This window comes from Bradyrhizobium sp. USDA 4011, assembly GCF_054063415.1.
On the sequence record NZ_JBSSGG010000001.1, the window covers coordinates 1858631 to 1878900 of the forward strand.

The following is a 20270-nucleotide window of genomic DNA, read 5'->3' on the forward strand; positions in this document are numbered from 1 at the left end:
ATGCCGAAATTGATCGATCTGATCCAGGCGGGCCGCAAGGTCGAACGGCACCATCCATGGCCGCGCGCGGTGGTGGACGGCGATGTCTGGCGCTCCGCCGCCAGCGCGCTCGCCGATGGCGGCTTGAGCCTGCTCGGGCTATGGGGCGAAGCATCGTGCGTGCATATGGCGATCCTCGACGACCACACCTCCGATATCGGCGTGATCAGCCTGGATTGTCCCGATCGCCAATTCCCGTCGGTCGCGGCCTGTCATCCTCCGGCGCTTCGATTGGAGCGCACCGTCCACGACCTGTTCGGGCTTCAGGCCGCGGGCACGCCGGATCCCCGTCCCTGGCTCGATCATGGTCGATGGCAAGTGCATTTCCCGCTGGGCGAACGTCTCGATGCGTCACCGGATGCGGCGCCTTATCAATTCCTTCCGACCGAAGGGGACAGCCTGCATCAGATTCCGGTCGGCCCCGTGCATGCCGGCATCATCGAGCCCGGACATTTCCGCTTTACGGCGAGCGGCGAGACCGTGATCCGCCTGGAGCAGCGGCTCGGCTACACCCATAAGGGCATCGAAGGGCTGATGGCGGGGAGCACGGTCGAGCAGGCCGCGCGGCTCGCCGGCCGGGTCTCGGGCGACAGTACGGTCGCCTATGGACTGGCATTCGCGCAAGCGGTCGAGGCCGCGCAGCAGATTGCCGTGCCGCCGCGCGCGCTCTTGCTGCGTGCGCTGATGGCCGAGCTCGAGCGACTGGCCAATCACCTCGGTGACATCGGAGCGATCTGCAACGATGCGTCATTTGCGCTGATGCAGGCACATTGCGCCGTACTGCGCGAGGGCGTGCTGCGCGCTGCCGACGCTGCATTCGGCCACCGCCTGATGCGCGACCTTGTCGTTCCTGGCGGCGTCGCGCGCGACATCGCCAGCGACGGACCCAACGCAATCCGGGCCGCGCTCGACCAGATCCGCCGGCAGTTCCCTGCGCTGGTCGAACTCTACGACAACACCGCCTCGTTGCAGGATCGCACCGTCACCACCGGCATCGTTACCCCGGCGCTCGCCCGGCAGTTCGCAGCCGGTGGCTATATCGGGCGCGCAAGCGGCCGCAACCATGACGCCCGACGCAGGCCCGGCTATCTCCCCTATGATGGTCTGCGTTTCGAAGTCCCCGTTCTCAGCGATGGGGACGTCAACGCCCGCGTCTGGATCCGGATCCGGGAAGTCGAGCAGAGCCTTGCGCTGACAGACCAGATCCTCATCGGCCTCGAGGCCGGCCCCGTCAGAGTGTCGCTGCAAGGTGCGACCGAAGCCTCCGAAGGCATGGCGGTGGTTGAAGGCTTCCGGGGCGACATTCTGGCCTGGCTGCGCCTCAACGGAGATCGGATCGAGCGATGTCATCTGCGCGATCCGTCGTGGTTTCAGTGGCCCCTGCTCGAGGCAGCGATCGAAGGCAACATCGTGGCGGACTTCCCACTCTGCAACAAGTCGTTCAACTGCTCCTATTCGGGGCAGGACCTCTGAGGACCGCAGGCGATGCGCAAACTTTTATTCCAGGGCCTGTTTCGCCAGCCATTGACCGAGCAAGCGCCGCGGCCGGACGACGCTGCGCTCGCGGAGCTCGCGGCATTGGTCGGCCGGACCGCAAGACGACGCCTCGGCCGCAGCCTCTCGATCCGCGAGGTCGATGCGGGCTCGTGCAACGGATGCGAGCTGGAAATTCACGCGCTCAGCAATGCGTATTACGATGTCGAGCGGTTTGGAATCCGGTTCGTCGCCTCACCGCGTCATGCCGATGTTCTGCTCGTTACGGGCCCCGTCACCAAGAACATGCGCGAAGCGCTGGAGCGCACCTACCATGCGACCCCGGATCCCAAATGGGTCGTCGCCGTAGGCGATTGCGCCAGGGATGGTGGATGTTTTGCCGGCAGCTATGCGGTGGTTGGCGGGGTCTCGGCGGTTGTCCCTGTCGATCTCCATATTCCAGGCTGCCCTCCTTCGCCGATGGCCATTCTGCGTGGCCTCATCGGCTTGCTCGAGGCTGTGGACGCCGACGTCGCGGCAAAATGAGAGCATGCGGAGAGACGCGTTAGCGACCGGCGCCTGCCCGGTGACGGCGATTGCTAAAGCATGATCCGGAAAAGTGCGAAGCGGTTTTCCGAAAAGATCATGCTCAAACAAGGAGCTAAAGCGCGATGACGATTCAACCTGATCTCATCGCGCCTTAGCCGCTGTCGCGCAGCACCAGCTCGAAGCCGAGATCGATGCGGCGCTCGCCGCCGCGCTCGAGCGTCAGCGTCGCCGCGGTGCGGCCGATCGCATCGCCATGCACGCTGATCGTGCTCAGCGTCGGCGAGATCAGCTGGCCCATTTCGAGATCGCCGAGGCCGATCACGGCGACCGGCTGCGCCGATGCAGGCCCGTCGCGCAGCAGGCCCGCCTTGCGCAGCCCCGACATGAAGCCGATCGCATGCGCATCGTTGGCGGCAAACACCGCGTCGACATCGGGCAGGCGTGCATGCGCCGCCACGCTGCCGGAGTCCTTGCGGGCGAGGATCAGCCGCCGCGGCTCGGATAGGCCGCTTGCCAGCGCCTCGTCCCTGAAGCCGAACCAGCGCCGCGTGCCGCGCGGATCATCGCCGCCGATGAAGGCGAGCTGCTTGCGGCCTTGCGTAACCAGATGCTTCGCGACAGCGACACCGGCCTTGTAATTGTCGAAGCCCGCGACCGCATCGATCGGGTTTGCCGGCAGATCCCAGGTCTCGACGATCGGAATCCGCGCATTGCGCAGCAGGCGGCTGCCCTCCTCGGTCGCCGGCGAGCCGACCATGATGATCGCTTCCGGCCGCCGCGACAGCAGCGCTGCCAGCACGCGGTCCTCGCGCACCGCGTCGTAGCGCGACTGCGCCAGGATCACGGAGAAGCCGAGCGGCTCGAGCTTGTCGGAGAGGCCTTGCACCGTGTCGGCGAAGATCGAGTTGGCGATGGTCGGCACCAAGACGCCGACCGAATTGGTCCGCGCGCTCGCCAGCGCGCCTGCCACCAGGTTCGGGACATAGCCGAGGTCGCGCATCGCCCGCTCGACCCGCGCCCGGGTCTCGGGGGCAACCAGGTCAGGCATCCGCACCACCCGGCTCACCGTGATCGAGGAGACGCCGGCGCGTTTGGCCACCTCTGAGAGGGTGGGCGCGGCGCCCGTCGGGCCGGTCCCGGGTTCGGTCAGGTCGGAGCTCATGGACGGGAGCCTGCACGATTCCGGGTTGCCAAGCCATGATGTTAGCGCTAGCATCCTCCAATGTTAGCGCTAACATGAAACAAAATGGGAGAAATGGCGTGATTTCGGACGAACAGGCCCAGGCCTACAAGCGCGACGGGGTGATCGTGGTCCCCGAGGTGCTGAACCAGGAGACGCTCGGCAAGGTACGCACGGTGCTCGCCGAGCTGGTGGCCGGCGCCGCCGCCGTGAGCGAGCACACCGATGTCTACGACCTCGAACCCGGCCACACGCCGGAGAACCCGCGCGTCCGCCGCATCAAGGCGCCACACAAGGTGCACCCGATCTTCGACGAGATCGTCCGCAGCCCCGCCGTGATCTCGATCCTGACCAAGTTGATCGGTCCCGGCCTTCGCCTGCACGGCTCAAAACTCAACATGAAGTCGGCGCAATACGGCTCGCCGGTCGAGTGGCATCAGGACTGGGCGTTCTATCCGCACACCAATGACGACATCCTCGCGATCGGCGTGCTGCTCGACGACTGCGATATCGAGAACGGTCCGATGCTGGTGACGCCGGGATCGCACACCGGCAGCACGATGTGGGATCATCACGGCGAGGACGGCTGCTTCGCCGGCCTGATCGATCCGGACCAGATCCAGGACGGCATCAAGCGCGCGGTGCCCTGCATGGGCAAGGCCGGCAGCATGTCGTTCCACCACGTGCGCGCGCTGCATGGCTCGGCGACCAACACATCAAACCGGCCGCGCAACCTGCTGCTCTATGAAGTGGCCGCCAGCGACGCCTGGCCACTGATGGGCGTGAAGGACTTCGACGAATTCAACAGCCGCCTGCTGGCAGGTCCGCCGGTGGTCACACCGCGGCTGACCGACGTGCCGGTGCGGATGCCCTTGCCGCCGGCCAAACGGCAGGGATCGATCTACGAGACCCAGTCGGCGGCGAAGAAGTCCTACTTCACGCGCGCCGCCTGAGACTGACGACAGTGCCCACGGCAAGCCGCGGGCACTGCTGCTTTCAATACATAAAAACAAAACAACGGGGAAACGAATGACCGAGATGGCAACAGATGGCGCTCGCACATCGCGCCTGCGTGTGATCCTGGCCGCAAGCATCGGCTCCGCGCTCGAATGGTACGACTTCTTCCTCTACGGCACCGCGGCCGCGCTGGTGTTCGGCGAGCTGTTCTTCCCGAAGAGCGATCCGGTGGTCGGCACGCTGCTGTCTTTCCTGACCTTCGGCGTCGGCTTCGTGGTGCGGCCGTTCGGCGGCCTGCTGTTCGGCATCCTCGGCGATCGCTACGGCCGCAAGCCGGTGCTGGTCGCAACCCTGTTGATGATCGGCATCGGCACCACCGCGATCGGCTTCCTGCCGACCTATGCGCAGATCGGCGTCTGGGCGCCGATCCTCCTCGTCGCGATGCGCGTCATCCAGGGCCTCGGCGCCGGTGCCGAGTATGGCGGCGCGGTGATCTACCTCGTGGAGAACGCGCCGCCGAAGCATCGCGGCTTCTGGGGCGGCTTCGCGCCGCTCGGCGTCTCCGTCGGCAACCTGCTCGCCGCCGGCGCCTTTGCGCTGGTGACGATGCTGCCGCGCGAGGCTCTGATGAGCTGGGGCTGGCGCCTACCCTTCCTGGCGAGCTTCCTCCTGATCGTCGTCGGCATCTTCGTCCGCATGCGGATCATCGAGACGCCGGTCTACACCAAGGCGGTGGTCGCGCGCGGCAAGGTCGAGAGCAATCCGGCGATGGAAGCGTTGCGCCGGCACCCGCGCAACTTCTTCGTCGTGCTCGGCGCCCGGATGGCCGAGAACGGGCTCGGCTATTTCTTCCCGGTGTTCGGCCTGAGCTACGTCATCACCACGCTCGGTGTGCCGAAAGCGGATGCGCTCGGTGCGCTGATGCTGGCATTCACGGTCGAGCTGTTTGCGATCCTCGGCTTTGCGGCCCTGTCGGACCGAATCGGACGGCGGCCGGTCTACATGTTCGGCGCGCTGGCCGGCGTGGCGCTTTCCTTCCCGTTCTTCTGGATGGTCGGCACCAGGGATTGGATCATGATCGCGCTCGCCTTCATCCTGGCGCGCGCCGTGGTGACGGCGGCGATGTTCGGACCGCAGGCGGCGTATTTCGCCGAACTGTTCCCGCCGCAGCGCCGCTTCGCCGGCTTCGCTTTCGCCCGCGAACTCGGCTCGCTGCTGTCTGGCGGCCCGGCGCCGTTCGTCGCCACCGCGCTGGTGGCGGCCTACGGCACCTGGTGGCCGGTCGCCTGCTACGCGATGTTCCTGTCGGCCTGCACGGTGGTTGCGATCTGGATCGGGCCGGAGACCTATCAGGAGAACATCGCCGAGGACGCGAGCGAGCACGCCGAGCTGCCCGCGGCGATCCCGGCGCGGGCCTGATCGATGGCGCAGCAGCTGCGCGTCCTGCAGTCGCTTTGGGCGATGGAGCGGCGGCTGGCGGACGAGCCGGAGTGGCCGCTGCAAACCCAGCTCGCGATGATCCGCGATGCCGGGTTTGACGGCGCCGGCGTGCGCTTCATCGATCCCGCCTTTGCGCGCGAGGTGACGGGCTTCCTTCGCGCCCATGGCATGATCTGGCAGGCGCAATGCTACCCGAAGAGCGTCGACGATCTGAAGCCGGTGCTCGAGCTGGTGACGCAGCTCGGCGCCGATCATGTCAACCTGCAGCCGGACATTCGGCCGCGCCGGCTTCCCGATTGCATTCCCCTTCTCGACGGCTGGCGGCGCCTGGCCGCGGAGGCCGGCGTCGCCGTGCATGTCGAGACCCATCGCGACCGCATGACGACCGACCTGTTCTTCACGCTCGATCTGCTCGACCGCTTTCCCGATCTGCGGCTGACTGCCGATCTCTCGCATTACCTGGTCGGCCGCGAATTCGCCTGGCCGGTCGACGACGTCAATCATGCGATGATCCACCGCATCCTCGATAATGCCTGGGGCATTCACGGCCGCATCGCAAGCCGCGAGCAGGTGCAGATCTCGCTCGGCTTTCCGCAGCATCAGGGCTGGGTGTCGCTGTTCATGGACTGGTGGGACTACGGCATCCGCTCCTGGCGCAAGCGCGCCGGGCCCGATGCGACCCTGACCTTCCTGTGCGAGCTCGGCCCGCCGCCCTATGCCATCACCGGGTCCGACGGCGGGGAATTGTCCGACCGCTGGCAGGACGCGCTGGTCATGAAGGACATGATCCGCGCGCTGTGGGACCGCATTGCAAGCGAGCCGCACGACCTGCTCCCGCGTTGATTCAAACAGGCTGCGGCGGCATTCTGAGCCACCGCAACCCGGAACGCCGCGAGGACCCGTGCGCGACGCTAGCGCAAATCCGCATCGCCGCATCACATGCGTCGTCTGGGCCCTGGCCGCCTTCTGCACGAAGGCCGCCGCGGCTGAGCTGACGCTTGACGTCGCTGCCATGCCGCGTGTTGCGACCATCGATGCGCGCTTCCAGTCCTACAACATCGAGATGGTCGAGGTGACCGGCGGACGGTTCTGGAAGCCCTATGCCGCCACCGACACACATTCGCGCATAACGGCCGAGCGGTTCGCGGCGCGCGCTCCGATCGATCTGCACGACGGCAGGCTGCGCACGCTCGCAGCGGCACTCGCTCCCGCCTTCCTGCGTGTGAGCGGAACCTGGGCCAACAGCACGTTCTTCGCGGATTCCGACGCGCCACCGGCCGCGCCGCCGGCCGGCTTCAAGGGAGTCCTGACACGGCAACAATGGCGGGACGTGATCGACTTCTCGCACGCCGTCGACGCGCCCCTCGTCACGTCCTTTGCGATCAGCGCCGGCACGCGTGGCGTTGCAGGCCGATGGACCTCCGAACAGGCCCGGCAGCTTCTCGCTTTCACGAACTCGACCGGCGGCCGGATCGCCGCAGCCGAATTCATGAACGAGCCCGATCTGCCAGCCATCGGCGGCGCCCCAGCGCACTACGATGCCGCAGCTTACGGCCGCGATTTTGCAACGTTCCGCGCATTCGTGAAGGACACCGCACCCGACGTGACGATCCTCGGCCCAGGCACGATCGGCACCGGCGCGGATACAAAAGCCCTCTTCGCGGTTTCAGCGGCGGGCATCGACGCGGTCTCCTACCATCATTATGGCGCGCTCTCGGCGCGATGCTCCGGCGATCGCACGGCACAGCAGGCATTGTCAGACCAATGGCTGGCACGAACCGGCAAGACATTCGCCTTCTACCGGACGCTGCGCGACCGGCTCGCACCGGACAAGCCGATCTGGCTGACCGAGACCGCGGAGACCGCGTGCGGCGGCAATCGCTGGGCTGCGACCTTCACCGATACGTTTCGCTATCTCGATCAGCTCGGGCGGCTCGCCAAGGCGGGCGTTCAGGTGGTGATGCACAACACGCTTGCCGCGAGCGACTATGGGCTGCTCGACGAGCGAACCCATTTGCCGCGGCCGAACTACTGGGCCGCGCTGCTATGGCGACGGCTGATGGGAACCACCGTGCTCGATGCCGGCGTCGGCGAGCAACCCGGTCTCCACGTTTATGCACATTGCGCGCGCGACCTGCCTGATGGAATAGCCCTGCTCGTCATCAACAATGATCGGCGGACGCGGCGCAAGCTGACGCTGCCAGCGGCATCGCAACGCTACACATTAGCGAGCGAAAAACCTGTCGGCGGCAATGTTCAGCTCAATGGCAGCACGCTTGCGCTTGGGGCTTCCGACCAGATGCCCGCCCTGAATGGCGAGCCGGCCCCGGCGGGAGCGATCGTCTTCGCTCCCGCAACGATCACGTTCCTGACCGTTGCCAATGCCGGCAACACCAACTGCCGCTAAAGCGCGATGAGATTAGATTGAATCGTCATCGCGCATTAGCTCTTTGTTTGAGCATGATCTTTTCGGAAAACCGCTTCGCACTTTTCGGAATCATGCTTTAGCGATCCAACCTCGCCTACGCCGCGTCGCGGCTGACGTCGGAAGATTCCGCCGGGCGCGCCACCAGATGACCCAGCATGATCGCGGTCATCAACCGCTCCATCTCAAGCCACGCGGTGACATGCGACATGGTCGGCCGGCCGCCGAGCGCGAGCTGATTGACATCGTCGACCGCGGTCAATCCGCGCGGATAGAACTCGCGGAAGATCACGCGCTCGGCCAGACCATCGACCAGGCGGAAATTCAGCGTCTTCGATAGTTCGTTGAGGGCTTCGCCGACCAGGCGCTTGTTGCGCGAACCAATCGTCGAGAGGCGGTTGCGCAGCACCACCCACTCGAATGCCGGCTGATCGTGCGCGCTGCGATGGCGCCGCGCTTCCTCCACCATCTTCGAATAATGGCTGATGCCGGTCACCTTGAAGTCGTTCGGATCGACGGTGCCGAGCACGTCGAAGTCGAGGAAGCTGTCGTTCAGCGGCGTGATCAGCGTGTTGGCCAGCGAATGCGTGAACGTCGTCAGATAGGTATCGTGACCGGGGCAGTCGATGACGACAAAATCGTGCGACCGGCCAAGCCGCTCGACGATCTCGGCAAGCGCGCTGCGGCCGAGCGTCTCGACCTCGCTGCTTCCGCCGCCGACCGTCTCGAAGCACATATGGACGGGGATGCCGAGATCCAGCGAGGTTTCCCGCGCCCAGTCCCGCCGGTTGTCGACGTAGTGCGTCAGCGACTTCTGCTTATTGTCGAGATCGATGGTGGCGACACGCTGACCCGCCTTGATCAGCGCGATGGCGACGTGCATGGCAATTGTCGACTTGCCCGAGCCGCCCTTGTTATTTCCGACAACTATTACTCGTGCGTTTGTCATGGGAATCCATACCGGACGCTTGAGTGAAAGCAGGACGAAATTGAATTTGATGAATGGATTCGAATCTCCCTGATTCGACGAATCTCGACAAGAGTCGTCGCACGATCGTCGTGATCGAAATTGATGCGGCTGCGACAACATTGTCACAACCGCAATTCGAGCACGTACCGTGAACGCGGCGAGCGCCGCTGAGACTAGCGCCCGGAGGACTAGCGCCCCTGGAACACCGCGGCGCGGCGCTCGACGAACGACTTGATGCCCTCGGCCGCATCGGCCGTGTTGAGCACGCGTTCGCGGATCTGCGGGATGATCGCAATTGCCGCCTGCTCGCCGGCTTCGATGAACTTGCGGCCCGCCTCTTTCGTCACCTGGATTCCAAGCGGCGCATTGCGCGCGATGATCTCCGCTAGCGCCATCGCGCGTTCGATCTGCTGACCGGCCGGCACGACCTCCTGCACGAGGCCGATCCGATGCGCTTCTGCGGCGGTGAACTCGTCGCACAGCAAGAGGTGATACATCGCATCACCCCACCCGGCGCGGCTGATGTAACGGAAATGCGCGCCGGCCAGCGGCGCGATGCCACGCCTGGCTTCCATCTGGCAGAACCGGCTGTCGTCCGCAGCAACGACGATATCGCCGGCCAGCATCATCTCGATGCCGACGGTGAACACGATGCCCTGCACCGCCGTGATGATCGGCTTCCGGCACCGCTTCGACAGTCCAAAGGGATCGACGTTGCCCTCCGGCAGCGGCTTGCGGCTCGCCGTCGGACCAAAGAATTTCGGCATGTCGAGACCCGCGGTGAAACTGCCGCCGGCGGCACACAGTACGCCGACCCAGAGGCCGTCGTCATTGTCGAGCAGCGTCAGCGCGTCGGACAGCTCAGTCATCATCTCCGGGCTGAAGGCGTTCTTCTTCGCCGGATTGTCGATGACGATCTTCAGGATGTGATCATGCCGCTCGTGGCGGACCCGCCCTTCGCTCGCGCTGCCCGACATCTGTTCCTCCCTGCTTCGTGACTGATAATTTTCTAGATGATGGTTGTCATCCAGATGTATGATGGTCATAATCCAGATGCAGAGTCAAACAGGGGCTATACGAAATGGGCCATTCCCAGGCCGACAAGGCCAGGAGCCGTGAGCGCATCCTGAACGAGGCTGCGACGCAGATCCGCGACAAGGGGCTCGACGCGCTCAGCATCGGAAGCCTGATGCAGCAGGCGAAGCTGACCCATGGCGGCTTCTATGGCCACTTCGCCTCGCGTTCCGAGTTGATCGCCGCGGCGCTGGAACAGGCGCTGACCTTGGGCGAGGCGTCGGCGCGCGCATCGCGCGATCCCGACAAGCCGGTGAGCGTCAACTCCCTGGTGCGAAGCTATCTCAGCCGCAGCCATCGCGACCAGCCGAAGTCGGGCTGCGCGATCGGCGCGTTGATCTCCGATGTCGGCCGCGCCGACGCGCAGTGCCGTGCGGTGATGGAACCGCACATCGAATCCTTCATCGCCAAGGTCGCCGAGGCATTCGGCGACGATGATGACAGCGGTGCAATCGTCGCGGTGAGTGCGATGGTCGGCGCACTCGCGATCTCGCGCGTCATCACCGATCCGAAGCGGTCCGATGCCATTCTGCGCACGGTGCGCGATGCCATCGTCGCGATGGCGTCCGACCAATGATTTCGCCCGCGCCGCGGGCAGCTTGATGGAGTGAGCCATGAACGACCGATCCGGCCTCGAGCCGACCGCCGTGCAGGGAAGCGTGCTGATTGCCGGCGTCGGCGCATCCAATGGCCTCGGCGCCGCGATCGCGCGCCGCTTTGCGGCCGGCGGCTATCCCGTCGCGATCGCCGGGCGCAACGCCGAGAAGCTCGCCGCGACCGCGGCCGAACTCGCAGCGACCGGCGCCAGGGTCACCCATGTGGTCGGCGATGCCTCAAGCGCCGCGGATGTCGCCCGCTTCGTCGAGGCTGCCGGGAAGCTCGCGCCGCTGGCGATGGCCGTGCACAATGCAGGCTCCAACCGGCCGGCGCCGTTTCTGAAAGTCACCGAGCAGCGCTTCGAGGAGCACTGGCGCGAACACGCGCTCGGCGGATTCCAGCTCGCACAGGCCGCGATCCCGGCGCTGCTTGCACAGGGCGGCGGCACGCTGGTGTTCACCGGTGCCAGCGGCTCGCTGCGCGGCAAGGCCAACTACGCGCCATTCGCCTCCGCCAAGGCCGCGCTGCGCGCGCTGGCGCAGAGCGTGGCGCGGGAATTCGGGCCGCAGGGCATCCATGTCGGCCATGTCGTGGTCGACGGCGGCATCGAGGGCGATCGCCTGCTGAGCCTGCGTCCGCAATTGAAGGAGGACCGCGGACCGGACGGGCTGCTCAACATCGCAGCCATCGCGGATGCCTATTGGGTGCTGCATCACCAGCATCGCAGCGCATGGACGCTGGAGCTCGACCTGCGGCCATGGGCGGAGTCGTTCTGACGGCCCGGCGCGGTCGTCGTTCTCCAGAGGAAATGGGTTGCGATCCGCCGAAATCTTGTCAGGCTGTGCGACAAGGTCCGAGGAGATCGCAGCCCTATTCCGGGAGAAGGCCATGCCGCAGCCCACGCCGATCCTGCATCATTTCGATCAATCGCCGTTCTCCGAGAAAATCCGCATCATCTTCGGATTCAAGAAGCTTGCCTGGAACTCGGTACGGATTTCCCGGATCATGCCGAGGCCGGACCTGATGCCGATGACCGGCGGCTATCGCCGTACGCCGACGATGCAGATCGGCGCGGACATCTATTGCGACACCCAGATCATCATCCGCGAGCTGGAGCGGCGCTATCCGACGCCGACGCTGTTTCCCGCGGGCAATGCCGGGATGCCCTGGGCGCTCGGCATGTGGACCGACCGGCCGTTCTTCCAGAACACGGTCACCCTCGCGTTCGGCTTCATCGGCGACAAGGTCCCACAGGATCTCATCGAGGATCGCGAGAAGCTGCGCGGCGCCAAGTTCGACGTCGCCGCCATGACCGCGGCACTGCCGCAGATGCGCGACCAGTTCCGCGCCAATGTCGACTGGATCGAGGCGCAACTCGGTGACGGCCGACAGTGGCTGTTCGGCGAGTTCAGCCTCGCCGACGTCAGTGCCTACATGAACGTGTGGTATGCGCGACAGAGCGTCGCCACGATCGACGAGATCATGAAGCCCCTGCCGCGCGTTGCGGCCTGGGAGCAGCGCATCCGCGCCATCGGCCACGGCACACGCACCGAGATGTCGTCAGCCGACGCGCTCGAGATCGCGGCGAAGGCGCGGCCGGAGTCGCCTGTTTTCGACGACCCTTTGGATCCGAACGGTCGCAAGCCCGGCGACATCGTCAGCGTAATGCCGGATGACTACGGCAAGATCCCGGTCCGCGGCGAGATCGTCTCGCTGTCAGCACAGCACATCGCGATCCGCCGGTCCGACGAACGCACGGGCGAGGTCGTGGTGCATTTCCCGCGGGCCGGCTTCCTGGTCATCCCTGGCTGATCGCCACAGCCTCGAGCGCTGGCCGGATACGAGCGACCTGGAAACGCTGCGTTTCGCGGCGTGACCTTGCCGGCCGGCGAACAGGCAATACGTCCACTCGATCTCCAACAGAAGGCTCCACAGCGCAGGGTTGCGGACATCTCCGCCGCAACACCTCTCGGCCTGCGTGCGATGGGTGGCCCGTGGCGGATGCTCCGCCACGCCGACAACTGGACTGATGATGACGACCTCTCTCGAATTCGGGCTCGACACGTTCGGCGACGTCACCAAGGACTCTGCCGGTGCGCCGCTGACCCACGCCCAGGTGATCCGCAACGTCGTCGACGAGGCGGTGCTGGCCGATCAGCTCGGGATCGATTTCATCGGGCTCGGCGAGCACCACCGGGCCGACTTCGCGATCTCCTCCCCCGAGACCGTGCTGGCGGCGATTGCCGCGCGCACCCAAAACATCCGCCTCGGCTCGGCGGTGACCGTGCTGAGCTCGGACGATCCGATCCGCGTCTTCCAGCGCTTCGCAACCGTCGACGCGGTCTCGAACGGCCGCGCCGAGGTGATCCTCGGCCGCGGCTCGTTCACCGAGTCGTTCCCGCTGTTCGGCTTCGACCTCAGGCAATACAACGAGCTGTTCGAGGAGAAGCTCGACCTGTTCACCGCGCTCCTGAAACAGGAGCCGGTGACCTGGCAGGGCAAGCTGCGGCCGCCGCTCAGCGGCCAGTCGGTCTATCCGCCGGTCGAGCACGGCCGGCTGAAGACCTGGATCGGCGTCGGCGGCAGCCCGGAGTCGGTGGTGCGCGCGGCGCATTACGACCTGCCGCTGATGCTCGCCATCATCGGCGGCGATCCCAAGCGCTTTGCGCCCTATGTCGACCTGCACCAGCGCGCCTACCAGCAGTTCGGCCGGACGCCGAAGCCGATCGGCGTGCATTCGCCGGGTTACGTTGCCGAGACCGACGCGCAAGCTCGCGAAGAGCTGTGGCCCGACTACAAGGTCATGCGTGACCGGATCGGCAAGGAGCGCGGCTGGCCGCCGATGAGCCGCGACGAGTTCGTGGCTGAGGCCGAACACGGCTCGCTCTATGTCGGCGCGCCGGAAACCGTCGCCCGCAAGATCGCGGTGACCGTGAAGGCGCTCGGCGCGGCGCGCTTCCAGCTGAAATACTCGGCTGGCCCGCTGCCGCATGAGAAGCTGATGAAGAGCATCGAGCTCTATGGCCGCAAGGTGGTGCCGATGGTGCGCGACATGCTCGCCGCCTGATCGGCGGGAGCGAGCCCACCAAAGCAAACCCCCCGGCGTTTTGGCGCCGGGGGCAAATTAAAGATAGACCATGAGAAGCCCGGCTGCCCGGGACAATCGGATCAGTCCCAATCTTGGCTCAGAGATCGGGCCTTGCGGCGTGATACGTGAACGGGTCCGCCGCCCATCCTCGGCCGTGCCGCTCCAGCCAGCCGGCTGCCACCAACTTTCGGCACGTTGGATTGACGCGCTGTATGGAGCCCCTCTCGCCGAAGATGCGCTCGGCAATCTGGCGTTCGGTAAGACCTGGCTGCTCGCGAATGAGGCGAATGATTTGTTGAGCTACCGTCATCGGTCGCCAAACGATCCATCGGTGGGCGGTACGCAATAATGAATAGAATATGACATCGTACGAAAAAATGGCGCTCTTGTGAGAGCCGCTGCGTGACTGGACAAAGCAAAACCCCCGGTGTTTCCACCGGGGGCTCTGTTAGGTCACAGTCAGATCAACCGGTATTACCAGTTGCGCTGAGCGCGGAGCATCAGGAGAACCGTATTCTGGTCCTTCACCTCGTAGAGAGCTGCGGGCTTGCCGATAGGCGTGCTGGGCGCCACGACCGTACCTGCGTTCTTCTGATCGAGATGGGTGTAGACCAAGTCCGCCGAGAAGGTCAGGTTCTTGACGGGGGTCCACTGGGTCTGCGTACCGATCTGCCCGATGTTGTAGTCGGGGTTGCAGGTCGTGAGCGCAGCTCCGCTGCCCGCGGGAGCAAGTGCGCTCCGGATCGAACCACCGACGCCGCCAACGCCACAGATGAGGGTCTTGGCCGTGTCGTTGTACATCACAGCAGCATAGGCACCGTAGATCGAGGTGTTCCAGTACGGGTTCCAGTTGTGCACGTATGCACCGCGGAAGCCCCAGGTCTGAACCAGTTGCTGTTGTGTTCCGGTCGCGAACACCGAGTCGGGCGCAATGCCGAACCCTACGCTCTGATAGGCGCCGGCCAGACCGGTGCCGCCATAAATGGTATTCGCACCTGCCGAACCAGCGAGGTCCTGGATGTTGTAGCGGGTCGCGCCGTCCGTATACACGCCCTGCATGTTGATGGTGTCGCCCGGTCCGGTCGGGATGTTCTTGATCGACAAGGCCAACTGACCAGCCCAGCCCCACCTGTCGTCCGGATGACCGGTCAACTCAGTGCCGCCGTAGTAGGCCGCATGGTTGTCATGCGCCGCGAACGAAGCCTGGAACAGTCCCCAAGCCTGGTCGACACGCAGCATCGCGACGAAGTCTGGAGAAATCGTGCCGGCATAGTCGCTGGCGCCGAAAGGACCGGTAGCGCCGATAGCGGCGCCGATCGGGCTAAGGGCGCCAAGATTGGCCACACCAGCCTGATAGTAGGCCGACTGATCCTGAGCCGACAGAGACAGCGACACGCCGTTGCCGAACTGCGCGGTGTAGGTGAACTGGTTCACACCAGTGACCGTACCGCCGCCGCCGACGAGACCGTCGAAGTTGTTGCCCGGGTAGTTGGCCCACGGAGCCGAGAACTGCGAGACCGCCTTACCCATGGTGAAGCCGGCGAACTGGATGAAGGCGTAGTAGACACCAACCGTACCAGCAGCAACTGCACCGGAGTTCGCGTTGTTCGGAGCCGAAGCGCTGCCGATCGCCGAGTAGACGCTCGCGCCGTTGCCCTGGCCAGCGTAGGTGTCCGACGTCCAGGTGAACGTCGCATCGAAGAAGGTGCGGACCACGCCGTATTCGGTCGCGGTGCGCGTATCGATGTTGAGGTCTTCACGCGAACGCCAAGTATAGCCGTTGGTGAAACGATTGTTCGCCCCGCCAGCGCCCGAGGTGTTGCCGGTGTTGTCCGAGTTGGTGTTCGCGAGAACATCCATACGCAGATAGCCGCCCAGCTTGATACAGGTATCGGTGCCCGGGATGTAGTAGAAACCGGGACCATACAGGGAGCAAACCTTCACGTACTCGACCGCTTTGGCCTTGACGGGAAGATCGGCCGCCTGAGCTCCGCCGACCGCGACGAGAGCCGCCGCCGAGCCGAGGATAAGGCTCTTAACCATCTTCATGTTAAACCTCCAAGTTGCTCTATCTCAGGGAAGGTTCCGGATCCGCCGGGTAAAACACCCTAGGTTGGTTCCCTTTGTCCCTTAAATCCCCGCTCAGTCGCTTCGCGCCTTCGGACACACCCGCATGAACGCGAGGGACTTAAGCGAACCACCTAAAACGGGACGACCTCGGGATGCCCCCCTCCGTCGCAGTTCCATATGAGACAGAAGGCCCCCGATCACGCAACAAAAGACCGCTCGGATTGGGGCGGGTTGCGGCTGTTTTCGGGCAAATGTTGCACAAATATCACGGGCATTTGAACTGCGGCATTTCATCAAGCCATTGAAATATAATAGGAATATTTGAGATACCGCTAGCAGCCACAAGTCTGAGCAACACCGGGCGGAACGGTGTGCAAAACGCGTAATCCTACGGAGAAAGCGAAAATCGGAGCCCATTCCGGCGCCGCTGATTCCGGCTCTGTGCACAATCTTTGGGCCCAAAAATACCGGCATCTGAACGACATAGCCCGCCTTAAATACCGTCGACTCGCGCCTGGAAGGGGGCATTCCGATTGCTCGGAGCAGGCTGGAAGACGGCGGACAGACCGCCTCACATGTGCACTACCGGCGCTACATGTCACCGCGATGTCAGCGTGCGGAATCGGTCGATTTGTTCTCCGCAGCCGCCACGTAGTGAAATGTCTCCACTGCGCGCGTGATGCACTGGCATGGGGCGATGCGCTCCGATGCAGTCACAAGACTCGCATCTGACGAGAGTCAGGCGGCGCCGTGAAGCGCGGCGCGATCGGTCGCATCGGGGAATGCCGACGACGAAGGCTTGGCCAGGAGTCTTGGCCAGGAGTAACGTAGTAACGTTGTACTCACTCGTCCAAGATGTCGAGCAGATCATCGATCCGCTCGAAGGGCGGTTCGTTTGTCTTGCCTGAATAAAAGACGCGATCGCCGTCGCGTTGTAGCGATCGTGCTCTGGATTTGGGCAGCCTCCCCGGCAGAAACGTCGCTGCGACGGCCTCAGGCCCGACGTCGAGCCTCACGATACCTCGCCGCTTGCAGTCGATCCTGAGCCTTGCCGCGGCGAAGAAATCCCGGCCGGCCGACGGCAGCTTGCCGAAGCGGCGAGAGGTCTCTTCCTCCAGATCTTCCAGATCGTCTTCGCTCCGGCACCTCGCGACGCGGCCATAGATTTCAAGGCGCATGGATTCCGATTGCACATAGTTCTTGGGCAGCAGGTCGGCGAGTGGAAGGTTGAGATCGGGCACCCAAAGATCCGCGGCCCGGTCGTCGCTCTTCTCCGAGGCCAGCTTCAGAAGGTGGCTGTAGAGCACCGGTCCGAAAACCTGCACGTGGCCGGATTGCCGCTCGGAAAGCAGATCTCCGGCACCTCTGAGATCCAGATCGCGCTCGCTGATCGCGAAACCGGCGCCCGGTCTGCTGAACTCCTCGAGAACGGCCAAACGCTTGCCGGACTGCTCCGAGTTCGATTCCGTCAGCATGTACGCGAAAGCGCGTATGCCACCGCGTCCCACCCGCCCCCTGAGCTGGTGGAGCTGTGCCAGCCCAAACTTTTCCGGCCAACAGACCACGATGGTGTTCGCCCGCGGAATGTCGAGACCGCTTTCCACGATGTTGGTCGCCAGCAGCACGTCGGCCTCGCCTTCGACGAAGCTCATCATCCGATCGTCAATCTCGTCGGTCGGTAGCTTGCCATGCAGGCAAGCGATGCGGAGCTCCGGGGCCACCGCCTGCACGCGTGCCAACAGGGGATCCAGATCCTGGATGCGTGGGCAGATCAGAAAGCTTTGCCCGTGACGTCGCTGCTCGCGCAGCAGTGCAGCGGCAATGGCGGCGTCCGAAAGTGGCGCGATCTTGGTCACGACCGGAAGCCGATGGACCGGCGGGGATGCGATCACGCTCAGGTCCCTGAATCCGGCGAGACCTGCCGCAAGCGTACGCGGGATCGGCGTGGCACTCATCCAAAGCGTATGGACGCTCTTCGCCAGGCCCGAAAGCTTCGCCTTCTCCGCTGCCCCGAAGTGCTGCTCTTCGTCGACAATGACCAGGCTCAGCTTGGCGAACTTCACGTCCTTCGACGCGATCGCCTGCGTGCCGACCACGATCTTGATCTTTCCGCTTCGCAGGCCTTCCTTCGTCTGCTTCATCTCCGCAGCCGACGTCGCGCGCGACAAGCTTCCGACTTCGATGCCGAGCGGGGCAAACCGTTTGCGGAACGTCGCGATGTGCTGTCTTGCCAGGACGGTCGTCGGCACGACGACGGCAACCTGCTTGCCCGACAGGGCAACGGCCGCCGCCGCGCGCAAGGCAACCTCGGTCTTGCCAAACCCGACGTCGCCGCAAACGACCCGGTCCATCGGATGACCCGACGCAAGATCATCCAGCACGTCCCGAATCGCTTTCGCCTGGTCGACTGTCGTGAAATACGGAAAGCGCGCGACGAACCGCTCGTATGCGGGACCAGGAGCGACCAGTTTGGGAGCGCGCCGGCGGCGCCGCTGCGCGATGTGTTTGGCGAGCGTCTTGGCGGCAAGTTGAATCTCCTGCTCCGCCCTGGTCCGTCGCGCCCACCACGTGCTTCCGTCCGCCTTGTCCAAGGTCAGCTTGCCGCGCTCCGCCGCATACGGCCAGATCAGGGCAAGGTCGGCGGGCGGAACGAGCACGGCGTCGTCCCCGGCAAATCCCAGCCTGATCATCTCGCGCGATGATCCCTTCCCCATGTCGAGGGTTTGCAAGCCATCGAGCACGGCCAGCCCGCGCGGCAGATGAACGACGACCGCGCCGCGCTCCGGCACGTCGGGATGATCGAATGCCGCGCTCCAGGCTCTGGCCATGGGCTGCGGATGATGCGCCCGGCTGCCGAGCACGTCGGTCGCCGTGACGACGACAAGCGGCTTGCGGCCCGAACCGATGAAGCCGGTGTCGAAGTCAGCCAGCAGCGCCGCTTCGCCACCCCGCCCCTTCGCCGCCTCGCTCCAACCTCCGACGCGCTCCGCCTTGACCCCGCTCATGCGCTCGATCGCGCGCAGGTCGTCCTCCACCGCCGCAACAAACACCAGCCGCGATCCGGCACGCTGCATGTCGGCGACAAAGGCGCGGAGCGCTTTTCGCGACGAGGCGACCTTCGAGAAATCGGGCGTCGGGGTGAACGCCGCCTTGCGCGGCAGCGCACTCATGCGCTTGGTCAGACGCTTCCAGTCGACGGGGCCGAAGTACTCGCGCTCCGTCTCTCTGCGGCCGGCCGCCTCCTTGATCGTGCTCAGCCAGCTATCGGCGTGACCTGCAACTCCCGCATCCGCGATCCAGCGGGCGCGCGGGCAATAATCCGGCAGCGCCGCCCGCTGTGCTCGCTTGCCTCCCAACGCGATCCGTTCCGACATCGGATCGATCAACAGCTCCTGGGTGTCGAACACGACGTCGTGTTCGTTGGGATCCACTCCGGCGATCCTGCGGATCACGCCACCGGAATGCTCGATTCTGTACGGCCCGAGGGCGCCGGCAGGAAACACTTCGAACGTCATTCCGTGGAACAGGACGCTTCCGGGATAGTCCGCCTCTTCGTCGACATCGTATCCGAGGGCTTCGAGACGATCCTTGAGTTCCTGCTCGGAATAGCGCGCACCGACCTTCAGGCTGATGCTGAGGCGGCCCCAGCTGGCGGGCAGCGGCAACCGCTCCATGATCGCCTCCGCCGTTGACACCAGGAAGACCGGCTTCTTGCTCTTCGCGAGACGCCGCAACACCGAGCTCCGCCTGCCGGCGATCTCGTGCGACGGCTCCAACCCGTCAAACGGCAAGGTATTCAGCCTCGGGAACACCAGCACCTCGAGCGAAGGATCGAGCGAATGCAGCACGCTGCCGAGGCGCTCCGCCCTGTTCTCGCTTTCCGCAAGGAAGACGATGCCGTCACGCCCGGACTTCTTCCATTGCTCGAGAAGATGCAGCGCCAGCATGCCGAGTGGCGAGGAGGATGAGATCCCGGAACGCGTCAATCCCTTGCTTTTCTTCCTCGCGCCAGCAGCTGCGCGGGCCTTCTTGGTATTCGCCACGTCAAATCCATCGTTACGTCGTGAGTCCGATCGCCTGGTGAGAGGATTTCGGGGCGACTCGGAGCTTGTCGCCCACCGGCATGGAAACCAAAGCAGCACGGATTTCCAGACGGCAGGCGCAATCCCGCCCGAAATAACGGCAAGGCCTCGATCGGTGGAATCGATTCCTCCATCGAAATCAATACCTTGTTTGATGGCTGGGGCGGGAGGGATCGAACCTCCGAATGGCGGAATCAAAATCCGCTTGATTACTCAATGAGTCCAATACGCATTTGGAAAAAATGGGCCAATTCGCCTTTAGTAATATCAACTGCTTAGCAGGCATTTCCAAATAAGGAAGACGTACCGATGTACTGACGATGGCC

General features: G+C 64.6%; 16 protein-coding genes. 11 read left to right on the forward strand and 5 right to left on the reverse strand.

What is annotated here, in order from left to right:
- Complete coding sequence (locus ACVW1C_RS08585; protein WP_456758046.1) at positions 1 to 1512, forward strand: hydrogenase large subunit; 1512 nt, start codon at positions 1 to 3, stop codon at positions 1510 to 1512.
- Positions 1513 to 1524: 12 nt separating this feature from the next.
- On the forward strand, positions 1525 to 2058 hold the full coding sequence (locus ACVW1C_RS08590) for an NADH-quinone oxidoreductase subunit B family protein (protein ID WP_456758047.1): 534 nt from the start codon (positions 1525 to 1527) through the stop codon (positions 2056 to 2058).
- Between the two features lie 154 nt (positions 2059 to 2212).
- Here the strand turns inward: ACVW1C_RS08590 and ACVW1C_RS08595 are convergent, their stop codons facing one another.
- Positions 2213 to 3223: a LacI family DNA-binding transcriptional regulator gene (locus tag ACVW1C_RS08595; protein ID WP_456758048.1), complete on the reverse strand. Its 1011-nt coding sequence runs from the start codon at positions 3221 to 3223 to the stop codon at positions 2213 to 2215.
- A gap of 98 nt (positions 3224 to 3321) precedes the next feature.
- On the opposite strand from ACVW1C_RS08595, the gene ACVW1C_RS08600 reads away from it, so the two are divergent.
- The 4 genes from ACVW1C_RS08600 to ACVW1C_RS08615 all read left to right on the forward strand — a co-directional run bounded on the left by ACVW1C_RS08600 (position 3322) and on the right by ACVW1C_RS08615 (position 8045).
- The gene (locus ACVW1C_RS08600) at positions 3322 to 4194 is read left to right on the forward strand and encodes a phytanoyl-CoA dioxygenase family protein (protein ID WP_456758049.1); all 873 of its coding nucleotides are present in this window, start codon (positions 3322 to 3324) and stop codon (positions 4192 to 4194) included.
- 76 nt (positions 4195 to 4270) lie between these two features.
- Positions 4271 to 5617, forward strand: coding sequence for an MFS transporter (locus ACVW1C_RS08605; protein ID WP_456758050.1), 1347 nt, complete (start codon positions 4271 to 4273; stop codon positions 5615 to 5617).
- A 3-nt stretch (positions 5618 to 5620) separates the two neighbouring features.
- Positions 5621 to 6481 (forward strand): sugar phosphate isomerase/epimerase family protein, encoded by an 861-nt coding sequence (locus ACVW1C_RS08610; RefSeq protein WP_456758051.1) that lies wholly within the window; start codon positions 5621 to 5623, stop codon positions 6479 to 6481.
- 58 nt (positions 6482 to 6539) lie between these two features.
- Complete coding sequence (locus ACVW1C_RS08615; protein WP_456758052.1) at positions 6540 to 8045, forward strand: hypothetical protein; 1506 nt, start codon at positions 6540 to 6542, stop codon at positions 8043 to 8045.
- Between the two features lie 115 nt (positions 8046 to 8160).
- On the opposite strand, the gene ACVW1C_RS08620 is transcribed toward ACVW1C_RS08615, so the two are convergent.
- Both ACVW1C_RS08620 and ACVW1C_RS08625 read right to left on the reverse strand, forming a co-directional pair.
- Positions 8161 to 9012, reverse strand: coding sequence for a division plane positioning ATPase MipZ (locus tag ACVW1C_RS08620; protein WP_456758053.1), 852 nt, complete (start codon positions 9010 to 9012; stop codon positions 8161 to 8163).
- A 209-nt stretch (positions 9013 to 9221) separates the two neighbouring features.
- Complete coding sequence (locus ACVW1C_RS08625; RefSeq protein ID WP_456758054.1) at positions 9222 to 10010, reverse strand: crotonase/enoyl-CoA hydratase family protein; 789 nt, start codon at positions 10008 to 10010, stop codon at positions 9222 to 9224.
- A 104-nt stretch (positions 10011 to 10114) separates the two neighbouring features.
- On the opposite strand from ACVW1C_RS08625, the gene ACVW1C_RS08630 reads away from it, so the two are divergent.
- The 4 genes from ACVW1C_RS08630 (at position 10115) to ACVW1C_RS08645 (ending at position 13771) form a co-directional block, all read left to right on the forward strand.
- Positions 10115 to 10684: a TetR/AcrR family transcriptional regulator gene (locus tag ACVW1C_RS08630; RefSeq protein ID WP_456758055.1), complete on the forward strand. Its 570-nt coding sequence runs from the start codon at positions 10115 to 10117 to the stop codon at positions 10682 to 10684.
- A 37-nt stretch (positions 10685 to 10721) separates the two neighbouring features.
- Entirely contained in the window at positions 10722 to 11480 is a 759-nt protein-coding gene (locus ACVW1C_RS08635) for an SDR family NAD(P)-dependent oxidoreductase (protein WP_456758056.1), read from the forward strand.
- A gap of 112 nt (positions 11481 to 11592) precedes the next feature.
- The gene (locus tag ACVW1C_RS08640; protein WP_456758057.1) at positions 11593 to 12516 is read left to right on the forward strand and encodes a glutathione S-transferase family protein; all 924 of its coding nucleotides are present in this window, start codon (positions 11593 to 11595) and stop codon (positions 12514 to 12516) included.
- Between the two features lie 220 nt (positions 12517 to 12736).
- On the forward strand, positions 12737 to 13771 hold the full coding sequence (locus tag ACVW1C_RS08645; protein WP_456758058.1) for an LLM class flavin-dependent oxidoreductase: 1035 nt from the start codon (positions 12737 to 12739) through the stop codon (positions 13769 to 13771).
- 495 nt (positions 13772 to 14266) lie between these two features.
- On the opposite strand, the gene ACVW1C_RS08650 is transcribed toward ACVW1C_RS08645, so the two are convergent.
- Together ACVW1C_RS08650 and ACVW1C_RS08655 are read right to left on the reverse strand one after the other, a co-directional pair.
- Positions 14267 to 15841 (reverse strand): porin, encoded by a 1575-nt coding sequence (locus ACVW1C_RS08650; RefSeq protein ID WP_456758059.1) that lies wholly within the window; start codon positions 15839 to 15841, stop codon positions 14267 to 14269.
- Positions 15842 to 16704: 863 nt separating this feature from the next.
- Positions 16705 to 19536, reverse strand: a complete 2832-nt coding sequence (locus ACVW1C_RS08655) for a DEAD/DEAH box helicase (RefSeq protein ID WP_456758060.1) — start codon at positions 19534 to 19536, stop codon at positions 16705 to 16707.
- Between ACVW1C_RS08655 and ACVW1C_RS08660 the strand changes: the two genes are divergently transcribed.
- Positions 19535 to 20164, forward strand: a complete 630-nt coding sequence (locus ACVW1C_RS08660) for a hypothetical protein (protein ID WP_456758061.1) — start codon at positions 19535 to 19537, stop codon at positions 20162 to 20164. The two genes, ACVW1C_RS08655 and ACVW1C_RS08660, sit on opposite strands and share 2 nt — an antisense overlap.
- The last annotated feature ends 106 nt before the right edge of the window (positions 20165 to 20270 follow it).